A 24,334-nucleotide genomic window follows, 5' to 3' on the forward strand; every position below is an offset into this window, starting at 1 on the left:
ATAACGGTTTAGTAAAGATTGGGTGATGCCCTTAAGGGTGTCGCCACTCCCGAAAGAGGACTTCGTTGGGCAAGCATTCTCTCCCGTCCCGCCACCTTCCCGCGCGCGTAGCGCTGGGCGCCCTTAGCTTGAGCGTCGCTGGCGCTGCAAGCGCCATCGCGGTCGTCGGTGTAGAGGCGGGGACCGGATTGTCGGCTACGGCGAATGCGGATGACATCCAGACACTTATCGACGATCTCAGCTCAGTGTCCCATGACGCGACCGCTAAATCGGAAGAGCTGAAGGCCACCGAGGATGCAATTGCGCAGGCCGAGGCGGCGCTTCCCGCCTTGTACGCGCGCGTCGACCAGACCCGCGCTGAGGCGCAGGCGGCTGCCGGGGCGCGCAAGGCGGGTCAGCTGAGCCTGAACGGGGTCGCCGCGTCCCAGAACCGCACCTCGGCGTCGGACACGCTGGTGAATAACCTCGGTGCCTCCAACCCGCAGGAGCTGATCGACCGGGCCGCGTACTTGGGGTCGATCTCCCGCAGCAACGAACGAGCGCTGCAGGACCTCCGGCAGCTCACCGCTGACGCCGCTGAGCGCGCCACCGAGGCCAACATCGCCGTCGTTGAGGCGGAGTATCAGCGCAACCAATTGGATGCGAAGCGCTTAAAGCTCGAGCGCGAACGCGCGGACCTCGACGCCAAGGTCAAGGAAGTGGAGGCACGCGTCAACGCGCTAAGCCCCGCCGACAGGGTGCTCTGGGAGGCGAAAGACAACCCGATCCTGGCTCCGCTGGCGGACCTGAACAGTGCGGCTTCGGGCGTTGTGTCTGCGGCGATGGCCCAGCTGGGCAAGCCATATGGGTGGGGTGCAGCCGGTCCCGACGCTTTCGACTGCTCCGGGCTCATGGCGTGGTCGTACGCCCAGAACGGCAAGTCGATTCCCCGCACCTCTCAGGCTCAACTCGCGGGGGGAACGCCGGTGTCGCTGTCCGAGCTGCAGCCCGGTGACATCGTTGGTTACTACCCGGGTGTTACCCACGTAGGCATGTACATCGGCAACGGCCAGGTGGTCCACGCTTCCGACTACGGCATTCCTGTGCAGGTCGTGCCACTGAACTCGATGCCGATCCAGGGCGCCGTCCGTTACTAGCGCCGGATGACCACCCTTCTGGTCACCAACGACTTCCCACCTACCGTTGGTGGGATCCAGTCGTATCTGCAGGACTTCGCGGCGGAATACGTCAGCCGCGCGGGAGCCGATCAGCTGGTGGTTTTCGCCTCTACGCAGGACGCGGAGGCCGCGGCCTCTTGGGACGCGACCGTGCCCTACCGAGTCGTGCGCTGGCCGCGGTCGGTCATGCTTCCTACGCCGGCCACGGTTCGGGAGATGCAGCGTCGGATCCGTGAGGAAAGAATCACAACCGTCTGGTTTGGCGCGGCGGCGCCCTTGGCCGTCATGGGAGCCGCCGCTAAGCGGGCGGGGGCGACGCGGGTCGTGGCCACGACCCACGGGCACGAGGTCGGGTGGGCCATGCTGCCGGGTGGGCGATCCGTGTTGAAGCGCATCGGCTCCTCCGCGGACGTCGTGACGTATATCTCGAGCTACACTCTCTCGCGGTTTAGGCGGGCTTTTGGTGACGACGTCGAGTTTGAGTGGCTGCCATCTGGAGTTGATTCGGGTTTCTTTCGCCCCGCGACGACAGCGCAACGAATGGCAACGCGCGAGCGCTTTGGGTGGGGGAATGAACCCCTCATTGTGTGCGCATCACGTCTTGTACCCAGGAAAGGGCAGGACCAGCTCATTAGGGCATTGCCCGCAGTGCGTGAGGCCGTTCCCGGGGCGCGGCTTGTTCTCGTCGGCACCGGCGCTGCCGAATCCCGGTTGCGAGCCCGGGTGACGCGGCTCCCCTCGTCGGATAGGGAGGCGGTGGTCTTTGCAGGTGCGGTTTCCCGGGAAACCCTGCGCGATATCGTGGCGTCGGCGAATGTTTTTGCCATGCCCGCGAGGACTCGCTGGGGTGGTCTCGACGTCGAGGGCCTCGGCATCGTCTACCTCGAGGCTCAGGCCTGCGGGGTTCCGGTGGTAGCAGGAGCATCGGGCGGGGCGCCCGAAACCGTGTCCCGCGAGACGGGCATCGTGGTCGACGGGCGAGACGTGGACTCGCTGAGCGCCGAGCTGGCGGGGTTGTTAACGGACCCGGAGCGGTGCGCCGAGATGGGGGCCGAGGGGAGACACCGGGCCGTCGACACGTTCGCGTGGTCACGCCTCGGGGATCACCTGTACGGCATCCTCGGTGGCGGGAGATAGACTTGCTCGCTATGTCCATCACGTCCCACACTGCAGCAAACGAGCGGTTGACGATCGGCTTCGACATCGGAGGAACAAACACACGGGCGGGCGTGGTTGACGAGCGTGGGCGCATCATCGACAGGCGGTCCGTCCCCACGCCCCACGGCGGGGCCGAGTTGACGGCCGAGCTCGCTCGGCTTGTCGACGACCTCCGGGCCGACCACGACGTCTACGCAGTGGGTGCCGCCGTAGCCGGGTTTCTTGACCCCGACTGCGAGGTGGTGCGCTTCGCCCCCCACCTCGCGTGGCGGGACAACCAGCCGGTGAGAGAGGAGCTGGAAGACGCGCTGGGTTTGCCAGTGAAGCTGGAGCACGACGCGAACTCGGCGGCGTGGGGAGAGTACCGCTACGGGGCAGCACGAGACGCGGGGACGTGGGTTTTCTTCGCCGTGGGCACCGGAATCGGCGCCACCCTTATGCACGACGGGGAGATCTACCGCGGGGCGTTCGGAACCGCTCCCGAGTTTGGTCACCTCACCGTGGTGCCCAACGGCCGGGTGTGCTCGTGCGGGAAGCACGGTTGTTTGGAGCGTTACGCGTCCGGCACGGCCCTCATCGACACAGCCATTGAAATCGCTGGGGAGGGTGGATTCAAGGGCTGCGGCCTGTACCGCAAGGTCGTGGACAAACGTGCCGACGGGCACGACGTGATGCAGGCCGCCCGGGCGGGCGACGCGCTGGGTCGGGCGACGGTCGACGCGTTTGCGCGCTGGCTCGGTACCGGGTTGTCGATCGTCGCAGATGTCCTCGACCCAGCTTGTATTGTGTTGGGTGGCGGGGTTAGCGCTGACGCCGACTTGTTTATTGACGCCGCCCGCGAATCGATGGCACGTGGCATTGTGGGGGCTGGGTATCGGCCTCTGCCCGAGGTCGTTCGGGCGGAGCTTGGGCCGGACGCGGGTATGATCGGCGTGTCTGACTTGGCGCGGGAGATGGTTGCTGGAAGGGGCTTGTCTGATGCTGAATAAGTGGTACGTCTTTTTCAAGGTTGTGATCGGCCCGCCCCTGTACCTGTGGAACCGCCCCGCCATCAGGGGTGCGAAGAACATCCCCGCCCAGGGGGCCGCGATTTTGGCCTCCAACCACCAGGCTGTGTTGGATTCCTTCTACCTCCCGCTTATGGTGTGGCGTCAAATAACGTTCCCCGCGAAGAAGGAGTACTTCACGGGCACGGGGCTGGGCGGGGCTATTCAGCGCTTCTTCTTCAGCTCGGTGGGGCAGATTCCCATCGACCGAAGCGACGAGGGGGCGGGGCAGACTCTCCAGGTCGCTGCCAAGAATGTTCTCGGTCGGGGAGATCTGTTTGGGATCTACCCGGAGGGAACGCGCTCGCCCGATGGCCGGATTTATAAAGGCAAAACAGGAATGGCGCGCATCGCTATGGAAACCGGCGCCCCCGTGGTACCCGTGGCGATGATTGGCACGCGTGAGGCTAACCCCATTGGGTCGCTCATTCCGCGCCCCCGCAAGGTGCACATCAACGTCGGCGAGGCCGTCGACCCGCACGAGTGGGCGCGGCGAAACGGGTTCGATCCTGGCTCGCGCGAGGTCATGCGCCCGTTCACCGACTTCGTGATGGCGCGCCTCAGCGAGTTGTCGGGCTATAACTACGTCGATGTCTACGCGGCCGACGTGAAGAAGTCGCTCGAAGAGGGACGCGGATACCCTGACGGCGCGGCACCCGCGGCGGGTTAAATAGGATCAGCATCATGGATCGAGACCTCATTGTGCGCATCACCGCCACGAGCGTTCTGGTGGCGGCGTTCCTGCTCAGCTCGATTGCACATTTCCGCGTCGGGGTCGTTGGACCAGCCGTGGTATTCGGGATCGTCGTCGTGATGTTCTGGCCGCGCCGGGCCACACCCGACAACGACACTGCGGGTGGCGTACGGGACGTCGAAAAGAAAGCTGTCTAGCATGCGCTACTTCTACGACACCGAATTCATCGAGGACGGTACCACGATCGTCCTGGTTTCTATCGGTATCGTTGCGGAAGACGGCCGCGAATACTACGCGGTGTCGACGGATTTTGATGGCGCGAAAGCCAATCAGTGGGTGCGACTCAACGTGCTGGCAAAGCTGCCTAACCCGCAGAGCCCTACGTGGAAATCGGCGGCGACTATCCGGGATGAGGTCTACGCCTTCCTGGGGGCCGACGGTTCGCGCCCCGAGCTTTGGGCGTGGGTGGGGGCCTACGACCACGTCGTTCTGGCTCAGCTGTGGGGCGACATGGCGGCCCTTCCCAGTCGCATTCCGCGGTTTACGCGCGAGCTCAAGCAGTACTGGGAGATGGCGGGTAGGCCACGGCTGCCCGCGGTTCCCGACGGCAACCACGACGCGCTGGTTGACGCCCGACACAACCGAGCGAAGTTCGCCGCGTGCCAGGCAGTTTTTCCTCTCGACGCCGACGGGCGCGCTATCCACCATGTGGGTGGCTAGTTCCACTTCGTGGAAAATCGCAGGCCCGGCCCGTCTATCGCATCGCATAAGCCCGTGCTAGAACTAAGAGGGTGAGTTGGACTATTGATATCCCCAAAGACGTTCTGCCGGATCTTCCGCCGCTGCCCGGAGATCTGAACGAGAAGTTCCTGGACGTCATTTCCCGCGAGGCCAAGCAGCAGCCGAGCTGGGATGAGCAGAAGGCGGGATACGTCCGCAAACTACTAGAGTCCGTGCCGCCTGTCGTTTTGGCCCCTGAGGTCGAGGACGTTAAGGCCAAGCTCGCGGAGGTCGCGCTGGGCAAGGCATTCCTGCTTCAGGGTGGCGACTGCGCAGAGACCTTTGAATCGAACACCGAACCCCACATCCGGGCGAACGTGCGAACTCTCCTCCAAATGGCCGCGGTGCTGACCTATGGGGCCTCGCTGCCCGTCGTGAAGCTGGGCCGCATCGCGGGGCAGTATGCAAAACCGCGGTCCTCGGATCTTGATGCCAATGGCCTGCCCAACTACCGCGGTGACATTGTCAACGGTGTTGAGCCGACCCCGGAGTCCCGGGCGCACGACCCCGCCCGCATGGTCCGCGCCTACGCGAATGCTTCTGCAGCCATGAACTTGGTGCGTGCGCTCACCGCCTCGGGGACCGCGGACCTGCACAACATTCACGACTGGAACCGCCAGTTCGTGGCAAATTCCCCCGCCGGTGCACGCTACGAAGCGTTGGCGCGCGAGATTTCGCGCTCCCTCGCCTTCATGAACGCCTGCGGTGTCAACGACGAGCACCTGCGCTCATCCGAGATCTACGCCTCACACGAGGCCCTCCTCGTCGACTACGAGCGGGCCATGCTGCGCCTTGCCGAGGACGAGAGCGGGGTGACGAAGCTCTATGACCTCTCCGCGCACCAGCTGTGGATCGGTGAGAGAACCCGCGGGATTGACGATTTCCACGTCAACTTCGCAGCTCTTATCAACAACCCGGTGGGCATCAAGCTCGGTCCCAGCACGACGCCGGAAGAAGCAGTTGCCTATGCCGACAAGCTTGATCCGGATCACGAGCCCGGGCGCCTCACGATGGTAATTCGCATGGGGCACGAAAACGTGCGTTCCATCTTGCCGGGAATCGTTAAAGCGGTGGAGGCGTCGGGGCACAAGGTCGTCTGGCAGTCCGACCCCATGCACGGCAATACGTTTACGGCGTCGAACGGCTACAAAACGAGGCACTTCGACAAGATCATCGACGAGGTGCAGGGCTTCTTCGAGGTCCACCGCGAATTGGGTACCCACCCGGGGGGCATCCACATCGAGCTGACCGGGGAGAACGTCACCGAGTGTCTGGGTGGTGCCCAAGACATTACCGACGTTGACCTGCCCGGCCGCTACGAATCCGCCTGCGACCCACGCCTCAACACGGAGCAGGCTCTAGAGCTGGCGTTTCTCGTCGCGGAGATGCTGCGCTACTAAGCAACAGATCGGTTGGATCCGGCCATCATCTCAGTAGTGCTGGCACGGACCCGTACTCGCCTGAGCCAAACCACCACGCCCCCAGTAACACCGCGAGCGTCGAGAGGAAGGCGATGACGAGAAAGACGGCCAACACGACCCCTGAACGGTTGCTGATCGGTCTCGGGGCCGGGGGAGCGGGGGGCTGCGCCTCGCTCACGTGCGCTGGCACCGCAGCTCGAACGGGCTGTTGAGCCGGGGAGGGGGTGCGTGGAGCTGCTGCGGGAACTGGGACAGGGGCGGCCGACGCGGCGCGCGACGGGGGAACGCCACGAGTTTCGCGTGCCTCGGGCTCCGCTGCGTGGTGCTCCGGCAGAGGAGCGAGCGTGTGTGATGTCGGGTGAGCGGCAGCGCGGTGGGCTGCGGAGTTCGTCGGCACTGGAACGACGTAGTCCGGCAGAGTCAGTTCGGCGGCCACATCGTCGAGGGCGCTGAGGAACTCGCCGGCGTTGAGGAATCGCGATCCCGGGACGCGGGCGGTTGCGGTGGCCACGAGCTCGTCGAAAAGCTTTGGCACCCCCGCAATTCGGGACGACGGCGGGGGCACATCGGAGCGCAGCCGGGCGTAGGCGTGCGCGAGGGGGGTCTCTCCCGAAAACGGGGTTGTGCCGGTGAGCAGCTCGAACAGCACGATGCCCGCCGAGTACACATCGGCGGCCTGGGTCATCGGGGAGCCGTCGACCTGCTCAGGGGAAAGATAGGAGACAGTCCCGACGATCTGGTCGGTGGACTGAGTCGAGTCGGCCGCTGCCCGCACGAGCCCGAAGTCGGCCAGTTTCACCGTGTGGTCCCCATTGATGAGGATGTTGTCGGGCTTGATGTCCCGGTGCACCATTCCGCGGTCGTGGGCCGAGCTGAGCCCTGTAAGGACGGGGCGCATGACGGCGGTCGCGGCGTGAGGGGGCATGGGGCCGCGCTCGGCGAGGAGTTCACGCAGTGTTCCGCCGGTGATGAGCTCCATGATGAGAAAGACGTCCTCGTCTCGGGCGGAGAAGTCATAAACATTGACGAGGTTGGGGTGAGACAGCTTCGCCATAGCCAACGCCTCGCGCCGGAAGCGGTCACGAAACACCGCGTCGTGGACATAGCGGGCGTCCATGACTTTCGCTGCCACCTCTCGGTCGAGGCGAGTATCAATGCAGCGGTAGACCGTGGACATTCCACCACGCGCGATCGGGCGATCGATCGCGTAGCGGCCCTCCAAGTAGTCGCCGACTGCGAGTTGAGACATGCTCCCCAGTATGGCCCACCCGTCACAGGCTTGGCCAACCTGGGTAGACTGTTCCCGTGAGTTTTGCTGGAACCCCCGAGACCCCGAATGGCACGACCGCGGGCGCGCTCGATGCCCTTCTCGCCGACGAGACCCTGCTCACCCTCCCCGAAGTCGCCGACTATCTGGGCATCCCGGTGACCCGTGTCCACGACTTGGTCGGGGCGCACAAGCTTGTGTTTTTCCGCCGCGGCGGAAAGAAGTTCGTGCCACAGCTCCTGTTGGGAGAGGACGGCGAGTTATCGAAGTTCGTGGCGGGTGTCATCACCGTTCTCTCTGACGGTGGCTTCGATGACGACGAGATTTTGGCCTACTTGTTCACCCCTGACGAGACACTGCCCGGCCGGCCCGTCGACGCGCTGCACGGCCACGGCGCGAGGGAAGTGATCAGGCGCGCCCAGGCCATGGCGTTTTAGGCGGTCTCCGCGCCAGCGCGATCTCGATCCGCCTGCGGACCACTCCACGCCGCCGCGACCCAGGCGCACACCCCTGCCACTAGGAGAAACCAATTATCTCCCAGCCGGTGATTGCCGCCCCCCGTGAAAGCCAGCGCAACGATGACGGATGCGGCAACGGCTGCCTTCTGCAGCAGTGCGGAGGGACGGAACGTACCGAGCAGTGACAAGATTGACGCGTAGTACCAAGGCAAGGTCACCGCGTTGAAGACGAATGCCGTGGCGTACGCGGTGGCGATCCCGGCCATGGCCCTCCGGTTGCCGTCCGCAGTGGACAACCGGAGTCGGGGGCGGAAGAAGATCCAGCTGGCCGTTAGCCCGCACAGCATGAACACGGTCCCCGCGGTCCGCGCCGGCCCGAGTGCTTCGTTGAAGGTGAAATGCGGATCGAAGAGCTGCGCGAAAGGAGTGACGATTGTCGCGATGAGCGTAGGACCAGCCAGGGGGTTGACCACCTTGGAGTTTCCTGAGATCTCCTCCACCCAGCCCCAGGACGACCCGGAAGCGACCGTCACCGCTGCGACAACCCCGACCGCGATCGCCACCGTCCCAGCGCCTGAGGCAAGGAAGACCCACGCCCGCCGTGGCCACGAACTATCAAGGCCGCAGAAGCGGCGGAACAAAATCCACACGACGAATGGCAGCGCCACGGCGGCGGTGGCTTTAAGCGCGACGGCGAGGCCGATCAGTGCGATCCCGGGGAGTGCGTAGCGACCCCTCAAACACCCGAGCAGCCCGACGCTTACTAACCCCACCATGAGCGCTTCGTTGTGCATACCGCCAATCAGATGGAGCAACATGACCGGGTTGGCACAGCCGATCCACAGCGCGAGGGTGGGGTTGCCACCTACAGCGCGTGCGATGCGCGGGACGGCGGCGACGATTAAGGCGAAACCAGCGATGCTCAGGAGCCGGTACGCAACGACGCCTGCCGTGACGTTGTCTCCAACGATGCGGGTGATGATGTGCCCAATCCAGAGGTGGAGGGGCCCGTAAGGCGTGGTCGTGTTGCGCCAGTCGTGCGAGACTTCCAGCAGGTAGGGCCCAGGGTTGACGGCGGCGCCCTCGCTGTAGGGGTTAAATCCGTCCCGGACCATGGCGCCCTGCATCAGGTACGAGTACACGTCGCGAGACAGAATTGCCCCGGAAAGCGCGAGGGGCGTGGCCCACGCCCACGTGGTGCGGGTAAGCGTCGAGAAGCTGCCTGCCCCTCGCCGGACCTCCCGCAACCCCCACACCCACGCGACGACGAGGCCCAGGATGCCCAGCGTGAGCAGCGCGTCCATAATCGAGCGACCATGCCCGTATAGCAGTTGCCCGAGTCCGAGGGTGCGCATGACGCCACCCCGGTACCGGGTCGCCCCGGCGCCGTATGAACCAACCGCGATGAGGAGCGCTGACGCGACGCCGAGCGCAGCCGGGCTACGCACGGCGTTCCGTCGAGCTCACCGCCAGATGGCGCAGCGTTTCTTTGACCTCGTCATCTATACCCGCCGCCTCCAAGTGAGCGAGGCCTGACTTACTCAGAGCAGCAATCCGCTTCTCGACGCCCTCCACCGCGCCACTAGCAGCAATGATGTCAGCCAGGCGAGCGATGTGTGCGACGTCGTCGGCCGCTCCCACGCCGTCGCGTAGTTCTGCGGCCGCGGGGGGGTTAGACGCATCAAGCTCGCTGAGTGCGAGGTTCAACAGGACAGTGCGCTTCCCTTCGCGCAGGTCATCACCTGCGGGCTTGCCCGTCACTGCTGAGTCCCCAAAGACGCCAAGGATGTCGTCGCGAAGCTGGAAGGCGATGCCGATGTCTCGACCGTAGGCGCGGAATGCGCGGATCGTCTCTTCGCCGGCGCCTGCCAGCGCTGCGCCCAGATGCAGCGGGCGCTCAATGGTGTACGCGGCTGTCTTGTACCGATTGACCTTGTCCGCACGTTCGATTTCTTCCTCCCCAGCGGCTTCCAACGCGATATCGAGGATTTGGCCCCCGATCACCTCAGAGCGCAACCCCCGCCATGCGCCGTCGGCCCTAGAAAGGGCCTCGTGGCGCACCCCGGAGCTGCGCCACATGTCATCCGCCCACACGAGCGCGAGATCTCCGGCGAGGATAGCGACATTTCGACCGTAACTGGCGGCGTCTCCACCGAACTGGCTGTCCCTATGCGCCGCCTCGAACGCACGGTGAACGGTGGGGTTGCCCCGGCGGGTGTCGGAGGCGTCGATGATGTCGTCGTGAATAAGTGCGCAGGCCTGCACGAACTCGAGCGAGCTGAGCGCGCGCAGGACTGATGCTGGGTCCTCCTCGGCGCGGTCGAGGCCACCTGCGCCGACGAATCCCGCCCAGCCGTAAACCGGACGGATCCGCTTGCCGCCGCCGAGGACGAAGGTGCGCAGGTGCGTGACCACTTCATCGACAGGGTCACCGATCTCTGCCATCAGCGGGGCCTGCGTGTCTAGGAAAGCGCGGAGCGCGTCATGAACCGCCCGAGGAACGTCCTCGAGAGAAGCAGGATAACCGGCGGGGGCGGGAGAAAGGGCCACGCTTGCTCCTTCAACGTTGGGGCGGGGCTTACCGGTTACACACTACCTGGGTGCGGCTGCGCGGCTGCGGGAGTGTCGAGCGGAAGGGGGCGTCCGAGTACCGCAAACGGGCGGGGATCCCCTGCGTAGTAGAAACCGCGCAGGATGTCGACAAATCCCATCTTGCGGTAGAGTCCAAATGCCGCGTTGTCCTCCCCAGCTACCTCTGGCGTGGAAAGAAGAACCCAGCGAGCGGGTGCATTGCGCAAGAGCTTCTCCATGAGGCGGCGCCCGATCCCTTGTCCCTGGCAGACCGGGTTGACGTGCACCTCAGCCACCTCGAAGTAGCTAGAGAGCATGTCGCTGTGCGACGCCGACGGCCCGCCAGCCTCCCGCAGCCCCCGGATGAGCTGCTGGTCCCACCACCGGTCCCGGTTGCCAATGAACCCGTAGGCGAGGCCGACGACGGCGTTCGAGCTTTCCGTGGTTCGAACGGCCGCAACCGCTGTAAAACCAGGCCAGGTCACCTCTCGCCGCCACACCGCCACGCGCTGACGGTGAATTCCGCGGGAATACCCCATGGCATCTATATAGATGTCCACCAACGCGGGCGCCAGCTGCACAAAGTCTGACGCCGATAGGCGACGAAGCGAGATGGTCATGCTCTCCATACAACCACGCGATCCAAGGGAGCCGCCGGCGCGAACCAACGGTGTAGCGGGAGAGGATTGCACAGACGAACAAAAGTTCGAATGTCGCGCGGGTCTGTCGCTCGCGTGTTCTACGGTGTGGGCACACCAGAAAGGAAAAGTATCATGAACGCAACGTCGACCGTCTCCTCCACTTTTGCTTCCCCCCTCCGCCCCTCGGCGCGGGATAGGTTCTTCGCAGCGGCAGACGCCCTGCTCGCCGAAGCTCACAGCGACCTCAAGCGCGGGGCGGTAGACCTTGCGTTGGAACACGCTTATCAGGCTGCGTTAAGGGTAGCCGGGGGGTGGAACGCCGCGTCCCCCGTGATCCGCAGCAGGAAACGCCTGCCGCGGAGTGCCTGGGAACGATTAAAGCTAACGGGTGAGACCGGGGCCCATTGGGCATCGCGGTTGTCTTCCTACTCTAACTTGCGGGGCCGTGTGGCCTCCGGTCTTGAGGTGGACCCGGACCGCCTCATAGTAGAGAGGTTGATTCGCGACGTGGAGGAGTTCTTCGCAGCGGCACAGCCGGGAGCGCCACTTGTGGCGTAGAAAATGGGCTCGGGGAACAACCGCGTTAGGATAGGCGTTAGACGTGTAGCCTCTTTGAAACCCCCACCCAGATAGCTGGAGAGTGAACAGTGTCCCTATCAGAGCAAGAACAGCGAGCGCTCCAGGAAATTGAGCGGTCCCTCCTTGCGGAGGACCCTAAGTTCGCCCGCACCATGCCTGGTTCGCGGTCCATTTCCGCCGGGAACGGCACCGGCGGTTTTACGCTTCGCACGGTCGCGTTGATGGTTCTGGGTCTCGTCCTCCTGATCGCCGGGGTAGCGCTCGTCACCGTGAGCCTGTGGTTTGTGGTTCTGAGTATTGTCGGTTTTGTGGTCATGTTCGGCGCCGGCGTCGTGGCGCTGCGGACGCAAAACGGTCCGGCCGCCTTTGGTACCCACGGTTCCGCTCGACGTTCCGGTTCGAAGCCCGCGCCACGGGCCTCGAAGATCGAGGAAAACTTCCGGCGCCGGTTTGAGGGACAGTAAGAAGGCTCACCCGGCCCGAAGAACCGCGCCCCGCGACACGGGGCGCGGTTCTTTTCTTTCGCCCGCCACGCCCCACCACGGCGATCCACCCACCCCCATCGTGCCCCACCACGCTTCCACCGCGTCCCCCACTACGCCCCACCTGGGGCATTAAGGGCCGATATGCAGGGCAATGACCATGTGAGACTGTCGGCCGCGAGAGCGCTGGCATGGCCCTGGAGAGGTATGTAGACAGCTTCAGGCATCCTGATGCGAATTCTGACCTGCGAAAATAGCAGGAAAATTGGGGAATTTTCTGCCAGGGTGGTCATTGTGGGGCAAAGTGGGTTAAAGTGGGGCACGGCGAAGGATTGAGTGGCCTCTTGACTACGGGCCGCGAGATCCATCACCGGGAGAATTGAACAGCCGAAGTCGGCGAGTAAAGGAAGGTGGGCTCCGGATGTTTCTGGGTAGCTACACGCCAAAGCTCGACGACAAGGGGCGCTTGACACTGCCCGCCAAGTTCCGTGAGGAGTTGGCGGACGGGTTGATGGTGACCAAGGGGCAAGATCACTCGCTCGCGGTGTACCCGCGCGGTGAGTTCGCTGCGCGGGCTAGAAAGGCCGCTGCGGTGTCCCGCACGAACCCGAAAGCGCGAGCCTTCATCCGCAACCTGGCTGCCAGTGCGGATGAGCAAACGTTAGACGGATCGGGTCGCATCACGCTGTCACCAGCGCACCGGGAGTACGCGCACCTCAGCAAGGAATGCGTCGTCATCGGCTCGGTTGATTTTCTCGAGATCTGGGACGCCGAGTCCTGGTCTCACTATCAAGAACAAACAGAAGCGGCGTTTGCAGCAGCAGACGACGACGACATTCTCTCTGGCCTGCTTTAGGGCTGACTACCCCAGAGCGGGCACCGGTAGAGGACGGAGAGTGTGTACGGACTCTGTCCGGGGCGAGAAGCGTTCTGGTGTACTTCCCCGACATCAGAAGAACCGCCCCGGGCAGGGCTCTACATACTCCCCATCGGGAAAGACCTAGACAGCAAATGAGGGGGGCGTGACATGGGGAACGCAACACACCAGAGTGGCCAACAACCCGGCCACGTCCCCGTCATGCGCGACAGGATGGCGGAGCTCCTCGCTCCCGCGGTTGAGTCCTATGGGGACCACGCCGTCATCATCGATGGCACCCTCGGAGCCGGCGGTCACACCGAGCATTTCCTGACGGTTTTTCACCGCGCTCGGGTTATCGGGGTCGACCGCGACCCTTCAGCTCTGGCAGAATCCGGGCATCGCCTTGCTCCGTTCGGTGACAGGTTCATGGCGGTGCAGGCGCGTTTTGACGACATCGCTAGCGCGATCCGCGATGGTGACGGAGACGCCTTCCACGACGCGCGCGAGTACGGCGTCGCGGGGGCGTTGTTCGACCTTGGGGTTTCCTCCATGCAGCTGGACCGGGAGGAACGCGGTTTCGCGTATCGCGTCGATGCGCCCCTCGACATGCGGATGGACCCGACTCAGGGGCTCACCGCTGCGGACATCCTCAACACCTACAGCCACGGCGAGCTCGCACGGATCCTAAAAACCTATGGCGACGAGCGTTTTGCCGGCAAAATCGCCTCGGCGGTTGTGCGAGAGAGGGAAGTGGAGCCCTTCGACCGGAGCGGTCGGCTCGTGGAGTTGCTCTACGCGACGATTCCCGCGGCGACCCGGCGCAGCGGGGGACATCCCGCTAAGCGCACATTCCAAGCCCTGCGCGTGGAAGTCAATGGGGAGCTCGACGCGGTGCGCAACGTGCTCCCCGTTGTCACCGACCTGCTTGGGCCAGGCGGCCGGGCCGTGTTCATGAGCTACCAGTCGCTCGAGGACAAGCTAGTCAAAGCAGCGTTCGCGGACTTGACCTCGTCTAGGACCCCACCCGGTTTGCCCATGGACCTGCCGGGAACAGCCGCGAAGTTCCGTTCCATAACGAACGGCGCGGAGAAAGCCCCCGCCGAGGAGATAGAGCGAAACCCGCGGGCTGCTCCGGTTCGGGTTCGCGGCGTCGAGAAGCTCGGTGCCCCCGCAATCTAGCCAGACGACACTCTACGAAAGGGATACCAGGATGGATGCCAGCCGAAACCTCGCGGCCGGGTTGAACCCCTCGGCGCGCATGGGTGCCGCCACCCTGACTCGGCCGACCGGGGCCGTTGCCCCGCCGCGGAGCGTCGGGCGGTTCACGCCGACTCTTCCGAAACCCGCCGGGACGGGCCGCCTCGGTTCCAAGCAAGTTGTATCGGTGAGGGGCCGACGCGTCGCGATCGGCAGTGAGGCGAAGAAGAAGTTCTCCACCGTCTCGGCCGTAGTTGTCCCGCTGCTTATCGCCGGGGTGGCGCTAGCCATGTTCTTCTCCGGTTTGGCTACGTACCAATCGTTCACGATCCAGCACTTGCAAACGCAAGAACGCGACCTCACCAACGAGGTAGAAACGCTCAACCGTAACCTCGAGGACGTCAGGTCGTCGAGCTCGGTGGCCAAGCGCGCGGCTGAAGCCGGAATGGTCGTGCCGAGGAACCCGGGCATCATTTCGGCCGGGGCGAATGGGGAAGTTGAGGAACTGCGCGAAGCTGACCCCGCGGCAACGCAGAAGCTTATCGACGTTAACGGAACCGCAGCCCCTACATCGGGCGCTTCGAGCGATAACCAGGCCACGGCTCGTGTCGCTGGCAACCTGTCCACAGTGCCAGGCGGGAACGTACTGGGGCAAGGTGCGGTGTTGGCGCCCTACGCCCCCAACGTTCCGGCGACGAACTAGGCGCCGCCGTGAACACCCCGAACAACGGTGCGAAGCCGGTGAGTCAACGCGCCGTCACCCGTAAGCGAATTGGCTGGGCAACCGCCATCATCGTCGCCCTAGCCCTTCTTCTTGTGGGCAGACTCACGTGGGTCCAGGTTGTCTGGGGGCCGGGGCTGCGTGAGCAGGCTGAATCCCAGCGTGCCCGGATCTACGTGGACCCGGCGCGTCGTGGCGACATCGTGGATCGAGATGGAAATCAGCTGGCCTACACTATGCAGGCGCGTTCGCTGACCGTGTCGCCGGTGGTCCTGCGAGAGGAACTGCGGCAGCAGCAGGAAGAGGAGCTGAGCTACGCCGGTGTGAGCCAATCTGCGATCGACGCTCAACTTGACGCACGCGTTGAGGACCAACTTCGCACCATGGCAAATGAGATCCCCGGGATGATTAAAGAGGACTCCGCGGGGGCGTCGGCACGTGGCAACGTCAGCGCGAAAGACATCCTGGACAAGCTGCACGCCGAAACGAATTACGAAGTTCTCGTGCGCAACGTCGATCCTGACGTCGCCGCACAGGTTGCGGAAAAGTTCCACGGGGTCGCGGCGGAGCACCAAGACATTCGCGAATACCCGAACGGGGCGATCGGGGAGAACATCGTGGGCAAGGTGTCGATGGACGGGCAGGGCCAATTTGGGCTCGAAGCCTCCAGCGATGCCTCGCTCACGGGTATCAACGGACGCTCGACTGAGGACGTCTCGGCCAACGGCCAGTCGATCCCGGGCACCTTGCGCGATGAGGTGCCTGCCGTCAATGGGTCGCGGGTCCAGCTCACCATTGATGTGGACCTTCAAGCGTACGTTCAGCAGACCCTCCAGCAGGCAAAAGCCAATTCGCTGGCAAAGGACGGTCAGGCCGTGGTCCTCGACGCGCGGACCGGGGAGGTCCTCGCGATGGCGAATACCGACACCATCGACCCAAACGGCGACCTGCAAAAGCAGCTTGAACAGGGGCGAGACTTCGATAACAACTCCGTGTCCCACCCATTCGAACCTGGCTCGGTGGCAAAGATCATCACGGCGGCGGCGTCTATCGAAGAGGGTGTGACGACTCCGGAAGACGTGCACCAAGTACCCGGCTCCATCGAGATGGCCGGTGTGACAGTGAGCGACGCGTGGCAGCACGGGGTCGCCCCCTATACAACGGCGGGTATCTTCGGCAAGTCCTCGAACGTGGGAACCCTGCAGTTGGCGCAGCAACTGGGGGAGGACCGCTATGCCGATTACCTGCAGCGTTTTGGGATTGGGCAGACCACCGGCATTGAGCTTCCAAACGAGTCAGCCGGTTTGTTGGCGGCGCGGGAGCAATGGTCCGGTGGGACGTTTGCCAACCTTCCCATTGGCCAGGGCATGAGCTGGACCACTCTCCAGCTGGCGAGCGCATACCAAACGCTGGCAAACGGGGGAGAGCGCATCGAACCCCGCATCATCTCGTCGATCACCCGTCCCGACGGCACGGTGGAGGAGACGAAGCCCGCGGCACGCACTCGGGTGGTCAGCGAGCAGACGGCGCGCACCGTCGTGGACATGTTCCGCTCCGCATTTCAGCAGGACCCGACCGGGTATGACTCTGGAACCGCGGCGGGCAACGCCATTGAGGGGTACCAGCTGTCGGGCAAGACAGGCACCGCCCAAAAGATTAACGAAGAGACGGGCGCGTATTCTCAGAACCAGTACTGGATAACCTTTGCCGGCATCGCCCCGGCCGATAACCCGCAATTCGTTGTGGCTCTGATGCTCGACGAGCCGCAGCGGGGCCCGCTCGAGGGCGGCAACGGCGGGCAGTCAGCCGCCCCAGTCTTCCGCGAGATCGCCAACTGGTTGCTCACGCGTGAGAATATCCCGCTGAGCCCCCCGGCGGAAAACTACGTCCTACAGCAGAGATAGACGCGAGGAGTGAGCACCTTGGATTACACATCCCCGACTCTCGGTGACCTTGCCGCCCTCGCCGGCGGTCGGGTGGAACCCGCAGGGGCCACCGGCTGCCGCGTTTCCGGAATCAGCCTCGATTCTACGCAGACGCAGGCTGGAGAGCTTTTTGCCGCTGTTCCAGGGACCCGCGCGCATGGCGCGAGCTACGCGGCGTCGAGCGCCGCCAGCGCTATCCTCACGGACGCCGAGGGCCTAGCGCTGCTCCGTACTGCTGCCGAAACCCGGCCACTCATCGTCGTCGAAGACGTACGGGACGTTCTCGGTGCGGTCTCCGCTGCGGTATACGGTTTTCCGTCGAAAAGCCTCACCGTGCTCGGCGTCACCGGCACGTCTGGCAAAACCACGACGACGTACCTGCTTGAACGGGGTCTCACGGCAGCGGGTCACCGCGTGGGCCTCATCGGCACGACGGGGACGCGCATACTCGGGCGCCCAATCCCAACCTCCCTGACCACCCCGGAAGCGCCCGCGCTGCAAGCGCTTTTTGCACGCATGGTGAGCGAGGGCATCACTCACGTGGTCATGGAGGTCTCCTCGCACGCTCTCGTGCTCGGCCGAGTCGCCGGAACCGATTTCGACGTCGCTGGCTTTACAAACCTGAGCCAAGACCACCTCGATTTCCATCCGACGATGGAGGATTACTTCGAGGCCAAGGCCCTGTTTTTCGACCCCTCTTCGCCGCTGAGCGCGCGCACTAGCGTTATCTGCGTCGACGACGAATGGGGAATCCGCATGGCGCATCGAGCGCGTCACGCCATTACTGTCGGCACGGTGGGCCAAGAGGGCCTCGATTGCAAGGCCACGCTTGTCGACGCCACCGCCTCCGGTTCCCAGAGCATTTCGATCGCCCTCGGCGCCCACGACTACAACGCGACGCTGCCTCTACCGGGTGCCTTCAACGTGGCGAACGCGGCTCTCGCTACGGCGATGGCCGACGCAGTGGGCGTGAGCCCGGCAGCTTTCCTTCCTGGGTTGGCCGACGCCGCGGTCCCCGGGCGGATGGAGCGCATCGACGCCGGGCAGGATTTCGTGGCCGTGGTCGATTACGCCCACAAGCCCGCCGCCGTGGCGGCCGCGTTGGACACGCTTCGTGAGCAGGTTAGCGGGCGCGTCGGCGTGGTGGTTGGTGCCGGCGGTGACCGGGATTCTTCCAAACGGCCATTGATGGGCCAGGCCGCGGCTCAGCGTGCTGACCTCGTGATCGTCACAGACGACAACCCCCGCACAGAGGACCCTGCCCAGATTCGCGCGGCGGTGCTGCAGGGGGCACGCGGGGTGGGTTCGGGCAGCGACATCCGCGAATGCGCGAGCCGCGCAGACGCCATCACGGAGCTCGTCGAGTGGGCCGCCCCCGGGGATGCGGTCATCGTTGTCGGCAAGGGCCATGAGGTGGGCCAAATCCTCGGCGACCGAACCTTGCACTTCGACGACAGGGAGGAGGTGCGGCGTGCCCTCGCCGCCCGTGGCTACGGTGAGTACCTTTAAGCGTGACATCGCCATCCGTACGCAGAGGACAGCCGCTAGTATTTTCGCACCGTTGAGAAAGAGCAGGACATGATTCCACTTCAATTGCATGCGATCGCTGAGATCACCGGCGGTGTGCTCAACGAGCAGGCGGACCCAGACGCGTGGGCGACTGGGTTTGTCGAGTTTGACTCGCGGAAAATCTCCCCCGGTGGCCTTTTCGTCGCCCTCGTGGGTGCCCGATCCGACGGACATGAGTTCGCCCGCGCCGCGGTCGAGCAGGGAGCTGTCGCGGCGCTCGTCGCGCGAGACGTTGATGCGCCCGCGGTGATCGTTCCCAAGGTGGAGCAGCGTGCCGGGGATAATTCTGATTTGGCTGCGCGCGATCCTGACGGGTCGACCCGCGCCGTCGTGGCCGGTATGTCTAAGCTCGCAGCGTATGTCGCGCGGGACTTGGCGGCCAACCACGGTTTGTCGATTGCGGGTGTGACCGGGTCCGTAGGGAAAACGTCCACGAAAGACCTCATCGCGGTTGTTCTTTCAGCGGCCGGTGAGACGGTTGCTCCCCCCGGCTCCTTCAACAACGAGATCGGGCACCCGTACACCGTGCTGCGCTGCACAGAGTCCACCGACTTCCTCGTCGCGGAAATGTCCGCCCGCGGCATCGGGCATATCGCCCATCTGGCTACGATCGCCCCTCCCCGGGTGGGAGTTGTCCTCAACGTCGGCTCCGCACACATCGGCGAGTTCGGTTCGAAGGACAACATCGCGCTGGCTAAGGGTGAGCTAGTGGAGGCGCTTCCATCCGCCGCCGACGGGGGCGTCGCGGTGCTCAACGCCGACGATCCGCTGGTAGCGGCGATGGCCTCGCGGACGGCTGCGCGCGTAGTGACCTTCTCGACGACGACGGACGCCGCGGATTACTACGCCACGGACATCGAGCTTGACGACGTCGCCCGCGCCACCTTCACCATGCACTCGCCCGGAAACGAACGCCAGCGCGTGCGCCTCGGGGTTTTCGGTGCCCACCAAGTGTCGAATGCTCTGGCGGCCGCCGCCGTAGGAATTGAGTCGGGGATGGATGCTGTAACTGTTGCCCGCGCATTGAGCCAGGCACAAGGAGTGTCGGTGAACCGCATGGATGTGAACACGCGCGAGGATGGAGTGACCGTTATCAACGACGCCTACAACGCCAACCCCGACTCGATGCGCGCCGGGGTGGCCGCGCTTGGGTTCACCGCGGCGGCCCGCCCCGGGGCGCGGTCGATTGCCGTGCTGGGGGAGATGGGAGAGCTGGGCGGTGACTCCGTGCAAGCCCACCGGGACCTCGGAGATGAGCTCGGCCGCTACCACGTCACTCACCTCGTGGCCGTAGGTGAGAGTGAGGCGATGAGTGCGCTCGTCGAGCAGGCACGCGCCCGGGGAATCGCGACGATCGGCGCTACGGGTGTCGAGGACGCGGCTGCACAGGTCTCCGAAATCCTCGCCACGCCGCCGGCGGGTGAAGAAGACTGGCAAATGCGCACCGACCGCGACGTGGTGCTGGTCAAAGCGTCGAACGCCGTTGGTCTTTGGGCGGTCGCGGAGCGCCTGTTGAGCGGGCACACGCTGCGGAAGGCCGCGGGCAGCGATCTGCAGAAGCACGAGGAAACACGGTAAACGCGACCATGATTCAGATCGTCATTGCCGGAATCGTCGGCTTTGTCATTTCGGTTCTGTCCACCCCCGGGTTGATTTCCTATTTCCACCGCAGGGACATGGGCCAGGAAATCCGGGAGGATGGTCCGAAGTCCCACGCCCACAAGCGGGGCACCCCCACGATGGGTGGCATCGCCATCCTGCTGGCCGTCACCGGCGGTTATTTAGCCGCCGGCCTCTGGTCAGCGGTCGCTGGAAGCTCGGCAACCCAGGTCTTTAATGCCTCGGGTCTCATAGTCTTGGGGCTTACCCTCTCCTTGGGCCTCGTGGGTTTTGCCGACGACGGCATCAAGCTCTTTTTCAAACGAAACCTCGGGTTGAACAAGACAGCCAAGCTGGTCGCGCAGCTGGCTATCGCCCTGGTATTCGGTCTGCTTCTCGTCCGCTTCCCGGACGACCGGGGTGTGACTCCTGGCTCGACGGCGTTGAGCTTCGTCCGAGACCTGGATGCGGTAGATTTCGCGGCGCCGGGCGGGGTGATCGGCACGGTCGTCTTCCTCATCTTTGTCTATATCTTCCTCGCCGCGTGGTCGAACGCCGTTAACCTCACCGACGGTCTTGACGGGTTGGCGGCCGGCACGACAGCACTGGTCATGGGCGCCTATACCGCCATTACCTTTTGGCAATACCACCATTCCTGCGCCGCGGCCCCCGGACCTGGATGCTACGAAGTACGGGACCCGCTCGCTCTCGCCGTGCTGGCCGCCGCCGGAATGGGGGCGGTCCTTGGCTTCCTCTGGTGGAACGCGTCGCCGGCGAAGATCTTCATGGGTGACACGGGATCGCTTGCGCTGGGAGGGCTCGTGGCGGGGTTGTCCGTGACATCTCGCACGGAGCTCCTCATGGTTCTCATAGGTGGCCTGTTTGTGGCTGAAGCGGCGTCGGTGGTCATCCAAGTCGTGTCGTTCCGCACGACGGGCAAGAGGGTGTTCCGCATGGCCCCCTTCCACCACCACTTCGAAAACGGCGGCTGGGCTGAGACGACTGTCGTTGTTCGGTTCTGGGTGGTCACTGCGATCGCCGCTTGCCTGGGCCTCGCCCTGTTCTTTGGTGAGTGGCTCTCCTTAGCCGGGGGCTCCCTCTCATGAGCGCGTTTATCGACGCCACTCGGATCCCCGCCGAGCTCCGCGGGGGCATCCTCGTAGCAGGCGCGGGCGTGTCGGGTCGGGGCGCCGCCGAGCTGCTCTCGGCCATCGGTGTGCCTTTCGCGGTCGCGGACGATAATGCGGAGGGGCGGGCTCGCGTTGCCGAGGCCACAGGCGCAGAGACACTCACCACCGCCGAGGCCGGCCGATGCCTTGACCGCTTCCCTGTGATCGTGACATCGCCCGGGTGGCGCCCCACGACACCGCTGCTCGTCGCGGGAGCGCAGGCCGGTTGCGAGGTCATCGGGGATGTCGAGCTCTGCTTCCGCCTTGATCGGGCGGCTGTGTTCGGTCCACCGCGGCGCTGGCTTGTTGTCACCGGAACCAACGGAAAGACGACGACGACGGGAATGCTCGCCGCCATGATGCAGGAGGCGAGCGCGCAGTCCGGGTTGAGCGCCGTAGCGTGCGGGAATATCGGCGTAGCTGTCAGCGATGCGCTCGTGGCACCGCATCGAGTCGACGTGCTCGTTGCCGAGCTGTCGAGTTTCCAGCTGCACTGGTCCACCCAGCTCAAGCCCGACGCGGGGGTGCTGCTTAACCTTGCCGAGGACCACATTGACTGGCACGGCTCGTTCCGCGCCTACGCGGAGGCGAAAGCGAAGGTGCTGCGCGCCACGGTGGCCGTTGCGGGTGTCGACGACACCGAGGTGGCGCGCCTCGCATGCGCCACAGGGAGGTCAGACATCATAGGGTTTACGTTGCGCGAGCCCGCTGAGGGGCAGGTGGGGGTCAGCCGCGGACGAATCGTCGAGAAGAAGGCTGGGGGCGCCGCGGATCTAGCGAGCGCTGAGGGAATCGAACCCACTGGGTCGGCGGGCGTTCTCGATGCGTGCGCGGCCGCGGCGGTGGCTCGTTCTCAAGCGGTGGAGCCGCGTGATATTCAGCAGGCGCTGCGTTCGTTCCGGGTGGCGGGCCACCGCGGCACTGTTGTCCACGCGGCTGGGGGCGTGACGTGGGTAGACAACTCGAAAGCGACAAATCCTCACGCTGCGCATTCTGCGCTCGAGGGGATGGGGCCCGTGGTATGGATCGCGGGCGGCCAGCTCAAGGGGGCGGAGGTCGATGAGCTCGTTGCCGCCCACGCGCACCAGTTCCGCGCCGCGGCTCTTCTGGGGGCAGACAGGGCGCTTCTTTTCGACGCCCTTCGTCGCCTCGCCCCCGACGTACCGGTCTTCGTGACGGAATCTACGGATCCTGTGCGCGCGATGGACGACGTTGTGGCCTTCGCGGCGGCCCAGGCCCGCCCAGGAGACACCGTCTTGTTGGCACCCGCGGCGGCGAGCTTAGACATGTACACGGGAATGTCGCAGCGGGGCGACGAATTCGCGGCCGCGGCAGCACGACATTCCCCCTAAGCCGTGTTGCTGGCGCACCCCCTTCCCCGGGTGGGTCTATTGTGACTACTGTTGTTGTAGTTAACGAAGGGGAAAGGGTGGTGGCCATGACCGTGAAGCGCGCAACGACACAACGGGCGCCAAAGAGACGCGAGCCCGTGCGTGAACCCCGCACCTTCGCAGCGGTGAATCGGCGCGTCCACACAATGATGGATGAGCGCCCGACGCTCGACTACACCGTCGTTCGTACCGTTGTCCTCGTACTCGCTGGCTTGGGCGTCGTCATGGTTCTCAGCTCGTCGATGGCGACGTCCTTTGCGGCGTCGTCAAGCGTGTGGGCCCAAGCGGTGAAACAGATGGCGATGGTCGGGGCCGGTTTGATTGCATTCTGGGCAGCGCTGCAGCTCCCGCCGGAGAAAGTCAAACGCGCCTCGACCATTCTCATGGTCATCGCCGTGGTCCTGCTCCTTGCCGTGCTCATTCCCGGCATAGGCACAGGCAAGGAGGAAGTCGGTTCGCAGTCGTGGATCGCGGTAGGACCGCTGAGCTTCCAGCCTTCGGAACTCGCGCGTGTGACCATTGCAGTGTGGGGAGCGAAGGTGCTCTCGAGCCACGAAACAGGTGTGCCGTTCCTGCGCCGGCAGGGCCTTATTCTGTACTGCGCCGTGGCGGCGTTGTGTTTGGGTCTTATCGCCATGCAGGGCGACCTCGGCATGGCGGTCACCTTCGGCGTCATCGCCGGGCTGACGCTTTTCTTTATCGGCCTGCCGTGGCCCGCCATCGGTGCCCTCGTTGCCCTTGTTTTAGTCGCCCTTGTCACGGTCTTCCTCTCCGGCGGGTACCGTTCGAACCGGTTCCATGTGTACTTCGACGCGCTTTTTGGCACGTTCGAGGACACGCGCGACATCGCCTTCCAGTCCCACCAGGGGTTCCTCTCCCTGGGCGACGGGTCACTCTTCGGCGTGGGCCTTGGACAGTCGCGCGCGAAGTGGTTTTACCTGCCGGAGGCGCGCAACGACTTCATCTTCGCGGTGATCGGGGAGGAGCTTGGGTTGTGGGGCGGCGTCCTCGTCGTCATCCTCTTCGCGCTGCTGGGCTACTTCGGCCTCCGGGCTGCGGTGCGTGCCCAGGACCAGTTCCAAACCCTCATGGCCGCGAGCCTCGCGGCGGGGATCGTCTCCCAGGCCTTCGTCAATATCGGCTACGTTGTCGGGATCTTCCCCGTCACGGGCATTCAGCTGCCGATGGTGTCAGCGGGTGGTACCTCAGCGATCATCACGTTGGGGTCGATGGGGTTGCTGGCCTCCGTCGCGCGCCACGAACCAGGGGCTATCTCTGCGATGCAGAACTACGGCCGCCCTGCCTTCGACCGCATCCTCGGGATCCGTGAGCCCAAGGCTCCCGCCCAGGCTGCGCAGCGCGCCGGGGCGAAGCGTTCACGCAGCCGCGACGACCAGCTGCGTGAACGCTTCGGTACTCCCATTACCGCGCGCGCATCCCAGCGTGACGGGGCGCCCGCTTCTCGACGCTCACCTGTCCCACCCACCTCCGCCGCGGTGGCCCAGACGCGCCGGCCTGCCCAGCTCGACCGGCCGTCGCGTTACGCTCCGCTGGAGTCGCGCCGCGGGACACCTGAGGCGGGCCGTTCACCGCGCCGGCCAGCTCCTGTTCGTCACGACGCCCGCCGTGCAGGCTAGGAAGGATCACCCC

At 64.8% G+C, this 24,334-nt stretch carries 23 protein-coding genes; 19 read left to right on the forward strand and 4 right to left on the reverse strand.

Going from position 1 to position 24,334, the window contains the following annotated elements:
• Window positions 1-65: 65 nt before the first annotated feature.
• The 7 genes from CAPI_RS03910 (at window position 66) to CAPI_RS03940 (ending at window position 6,235) form a co-directional block, all read left to right on the forward strand.
• Window positions 66-1,136, forward strand: coding sequence for a C40 family peptidase (locus CAPI_RS03910; RefSeq protein WP_018016735.1), 1,071 nt, complete (start codon window positions 66-68; stop codon window positions 1,134-1,136).
• 6 nt (window positions 1,137-1,142) lie between these two features.
• Window positions 1,143-2,294: a glycosyltransferase family 4 protein gene (locus CAPI_RS03915; RefSeq protein WP_018016736.1), complete on the forward strand. Its 1,152-nt coding sequence runs from the start codon at window positions 1,143-1,145 to the stop codon at window positions 2,292-2,294.
• A gap of 11 nt (window positions 2,295-2,305) precedes the next feature.
• A complete protein-coding gene (locus CAPI_RS03920; protein WP_018016737.1) occupies window positions 2,306-3,304 on the forward strand; it encodes an ROK family protein in 999 nt (332 codons plus the stop codon).
• The gene (locus CAPI_RS03925) at window positions 3,294-4,031 is read left to right on the forward strand and encodes a lysophospholipid acyltransferase family protein (RefSeq protein ID WP_018016738.1); all 738 of its coding nucleotides are present in this window, start codon (window positions 3,294-3,296) and stop codon (window positions 4,029-4,031) included. The genes CAPI_RS03920 and CAPI_RS03925 overlap by 11 nt, the downstream gene beginning before the upstream one ends.
• A 14-nt stretch (window positions 4,032-4,045) precedes the next feature.
• Window positions 4,046-4,252, forward strand: a complete 207-nt coding sequence (locus CAPI_RS03930) for a hypothetical protein (protein ID WP_018016739.1) — start codon at window positions 4,046-4,048, stop codon at window positions 4,250-4,252.
• 1 nt (window position 4,253) lies between these two features.
• The gene (locus CAPI_RS03935) at window positions 4,254-4,775 is read left to right on the forward strand and encodes a polyadenylate-specific 3'-exoribonuclease AS (protein WP_018016740.1); all 522 of its coding nucleotides are present in this window, start codon (window positions 4,254-4,256) and stop codon (window positions 4,773-4,775) included.
• 71 nt (window positions 4,776-4,846) lie between these two features.
• Window positions 4,847-6,235 carry a class II 3-deoxy-7-phosphoheptulonate synthase gene (locus CAPI_RS03940; RefSeq protein WP_018016741.1) on the forward strand — a complete coding sequence of 463 codons (1,389 nt, stop codon included), beginning with the start codon at window positions 4,847-4,849 and terminating at the stop codon, window positions 6,233-6,235.
• Window positions 6,236-6,260: 25 nt separating this feature from the next.
• Here the strand turns inward: CAPI_RS03940 and CAPI_RS03945 are convergent, their stop codons facing one another.
• Window positions 6,261-7,505 (reverse strand): protein kinase domain-containing protein, encoded by a 1,245-nt coding sequence (locus CAPI_RS03945; RefSeq protein ID WP_018016742.1) that lies wholly within the window; start codon window positions 7,503-7,505, stop codon window positions 6,261-6,263.
• Between the two features lie 56 nt (window positions 7,506-7,561).
• Here CAPI_RS03945 and CAPI_RS03950 point away from each other — a divergent pair, with 56 nt between their 5' ends.
• The gene (locus CAPI_RS03950) at window positions 7,562-7,960 is read left to right on the forward strand and encodes an Rv2175c family DNA-binding protein (RefSeq protein WP_018016743.1); all 399 of its coding nucleotides are present in this window, start codon (window positions 7,562-7,564) and stop codon (window positions 7,958-7,960) included.
• On the opposite strand, the gene CAPI_RS03955 is transcribed toward CAPI_RS03950, so the two are convergent.
• Genes CAPI_RS03955 through CAPI_RS03965 form a run of 3 tightly spaced genes read right to left on the reverse strand, consistent with a single transcriptional unit; the run spans window position 7,957 to window position 11,172 of the window.
• The gene (locus tag CAPI_RS03955; protein ID WP_018016744.1) at window positions 7,957-9,429 is read right to left on the reverse strand and encodes an alpha-(1->6)-mannopyranosyltransferase A; all 1,473 of its coding nucleotides are present in this window, start codon (window positions 9,427-9,429) and stop codon (window positions 7,957-7,959) included. The genes CAPI_RS03950 and CAPI_RS03955 overlap by 4 nt on opposite strands.
• Window positions 9,422-10,531, reverse strand: a complete 1,110-nt coding sequence (locus CAPI_RS03960; protein ID WP_018016745.1) for a polyprenyl synthetase family protein — start codon at window positions 10,529-10,531, stop codon at window positions 9,422-9,424. Before CAPI_RS03960 ends, CAPI_RS03955 begins: the two co-directional genes overlap by 8 nt.
• Before the next feature lie 35 nt (window positions 10,532-10,566).
• Window positions 10,567-11,172: a GNAT family N-acetyltransferase gene (locus CAPI_RS03965; protein ID WP_018016746.1), complete on the reverse strand. Its 606-nt coding sequence runs from the start codon at window positions 11,170-11,172 to the stop codon at window positions 10,567-10,569.
• Window positions 11,173-11,325: 153 nt separating this feature from the next.
• Between CAPI_RS03965 and CAPI_RS03970 the strand changes: the two genes are divergently transcribed.
• From CAPI_RS03970 to CAPI_RS04020, 11 genes are all read left to right on the forward strand, one after another.
• Complete coding sequence (locus tag CAPI_RS03970) at window positions 11,326-11,751, forward strand: SAV_6107 family HEPN domain-containing protein (RefSeq protein ID WP_018016747.1); 426 nt, start codon at window positions 11,326-11,328, stop codon at window positions 11,749-11,751.
• A gap of 89 nt (window positions 11,752-11,840) precedes the next feature.
• The gene (locus CAPI_RS03975; RefSeq protein ID WP_018016748.1) at window positions 11,841-12,236 is read left to right on the forward strand and encodes a DUF3040 domain-containing protein; all 396 of its coding nucleotides are present in this window, start codon (window positions 11,841-11,843) and stop codon (window positions 12,234-12,236) included.
• A gap of 439 nt (window positions 12,237-12,675) precedes the next feature.
• Complete coding sequence (mraZ, locus tag CAPI_RS03980) at window positions 12,676-13,110, forward strand: division/cell wall cluster transcriptional repressor MraZ (RefSeq protein WP_018016749.1); 435 nt, start codon at window positions 12,676-12,678, stop codon at window positions 13,108-13,110.
• Window positions 13,111-13,281: 171 nt separating this feature from the next.
• Window positions 13,282-14,292 (forward strand): 16S rRNA (cytosine(1402)-N(4))-methyltransferase RsmH, encoded by a 1,011-nt coding sequence (gene rsmH, locus CAPI_RS03985; protein WP_018016750.1) that lies wholly within the window; start codon window positions 13,282-13,284, stop codon window positions 14,290-14,292.
• Between the two features lie 31 nt (window positions 14,293-14,323).
• Window positions 14,324-15,013: a cell division protein FtsL gene (gene ftsL / locus CAPI_RS03990; RefSeq protein WP_018016751.1), complete on the forward strand. Its 690-nt coding sequence runs from the start codon at window positions 14,324-14,326 to the stop codon at window positions 15,011-15,013.
• 8 nt (window positions 15,014-15,021) lie between these two features.
• Window positions 15,022-16,935: a peptidoglycan D,D-transpeptidase FtsI family protein gene (locus tag CAPI_RS03995; protein WP_018016752.1), complete on the forward strand. Its 1,914-nt coding sequence runs from the start codon at window positions 15,022-15,024 to the stop codon at window positions 16,933-16,935.
• A gap of 18 nt (window positions 16,936-16,953) precedes the next feature.
• Window positions 16,954-18,465, forward strand: a complete 1,512-nt coding sequence (locus CAPI_RS04000) for a UDP-N-acetylmuramoyl-L-alanyl-D-glutamate--2,6-diaminopimelate ligase (protein ID WP_018016753.1) — start codon at window positions 16,954-16,956, stop codon at window positions 18,463-18,465.
• 69 nt (window positions 18,466-18,534) lie between these two features.
• Window positions 18,535-20,103 carry a UDP-N-acetylmuramoyl-tripeptide--D-alanyl-D-alanine ligase gene (locus CAPI_RS04005; RefSeq protein ID WP_018016754.1) on the forward strand — a complete coding sequence of 523 codons (1,569 nt, stop codon included), beginning with the start codon at window positions 18,535-18,537 and terminating at the stop codon, window positions 20,101-20,103.
• Between the two features lie 8 nt (window positions 20,104-20,111).
• Complete coding sequence (mraY, locus tag CAPI_RS04010; RefSeq protein WP_018016755.1) at window positions 20,112-21,230, forward strand: phospho-N-acetylmuramoyl-pentapeptide-transferase; 1,119 nt, start codon at window positions 20,112-20,114, stop codon at window positions 21,228-21,230.
• Window positions 21,227-22,645 carry a UDP-N-acetylmuramoyl-L-alanine--D-glutamate ligase gene (murD, locus tag CAPI_RS04015; protein WP_018016756.1) on the forward strand — a complete coding sequence of 473 codons (1,419 nt, stop codon included), beginning with the start codon at window positions 21,227-21,229 and terminating at the stop codon, window positions 22,643-22,645. Before mraY ends, murD begins: the two co-directional genes overlap by 4 nt.
• 86 nt (window positions 22,646-22,731) lie before the next feature.
• Window positions 22,732-24,321 carry an FtsW/RodA/SpoVE family cell cycle protein gene (locus CAPI_RS04020; RefSeq protein WP_156806759.1) on the forward strand — a complete coding sequence of 530 codons (1,590 nt, stop codon included), beginning with the start codon at window positions 22,732-22,734 and terminating at the stop codon, window positions 24,319-24,321.
• The last annotated feature ends 13 nt before the right edge of the window (window positions 24,322-24,334 follow it).

This window comes from Corynebacterium capitovis DSM 44611 (assembly GCF_030440535.1).
GTDB lineage: Bacteria > Actinomycetota > Actinomycetes > Mycobacteriales > Mycobacteriaceae > Corynebacterium > Corynebacterium capitovis.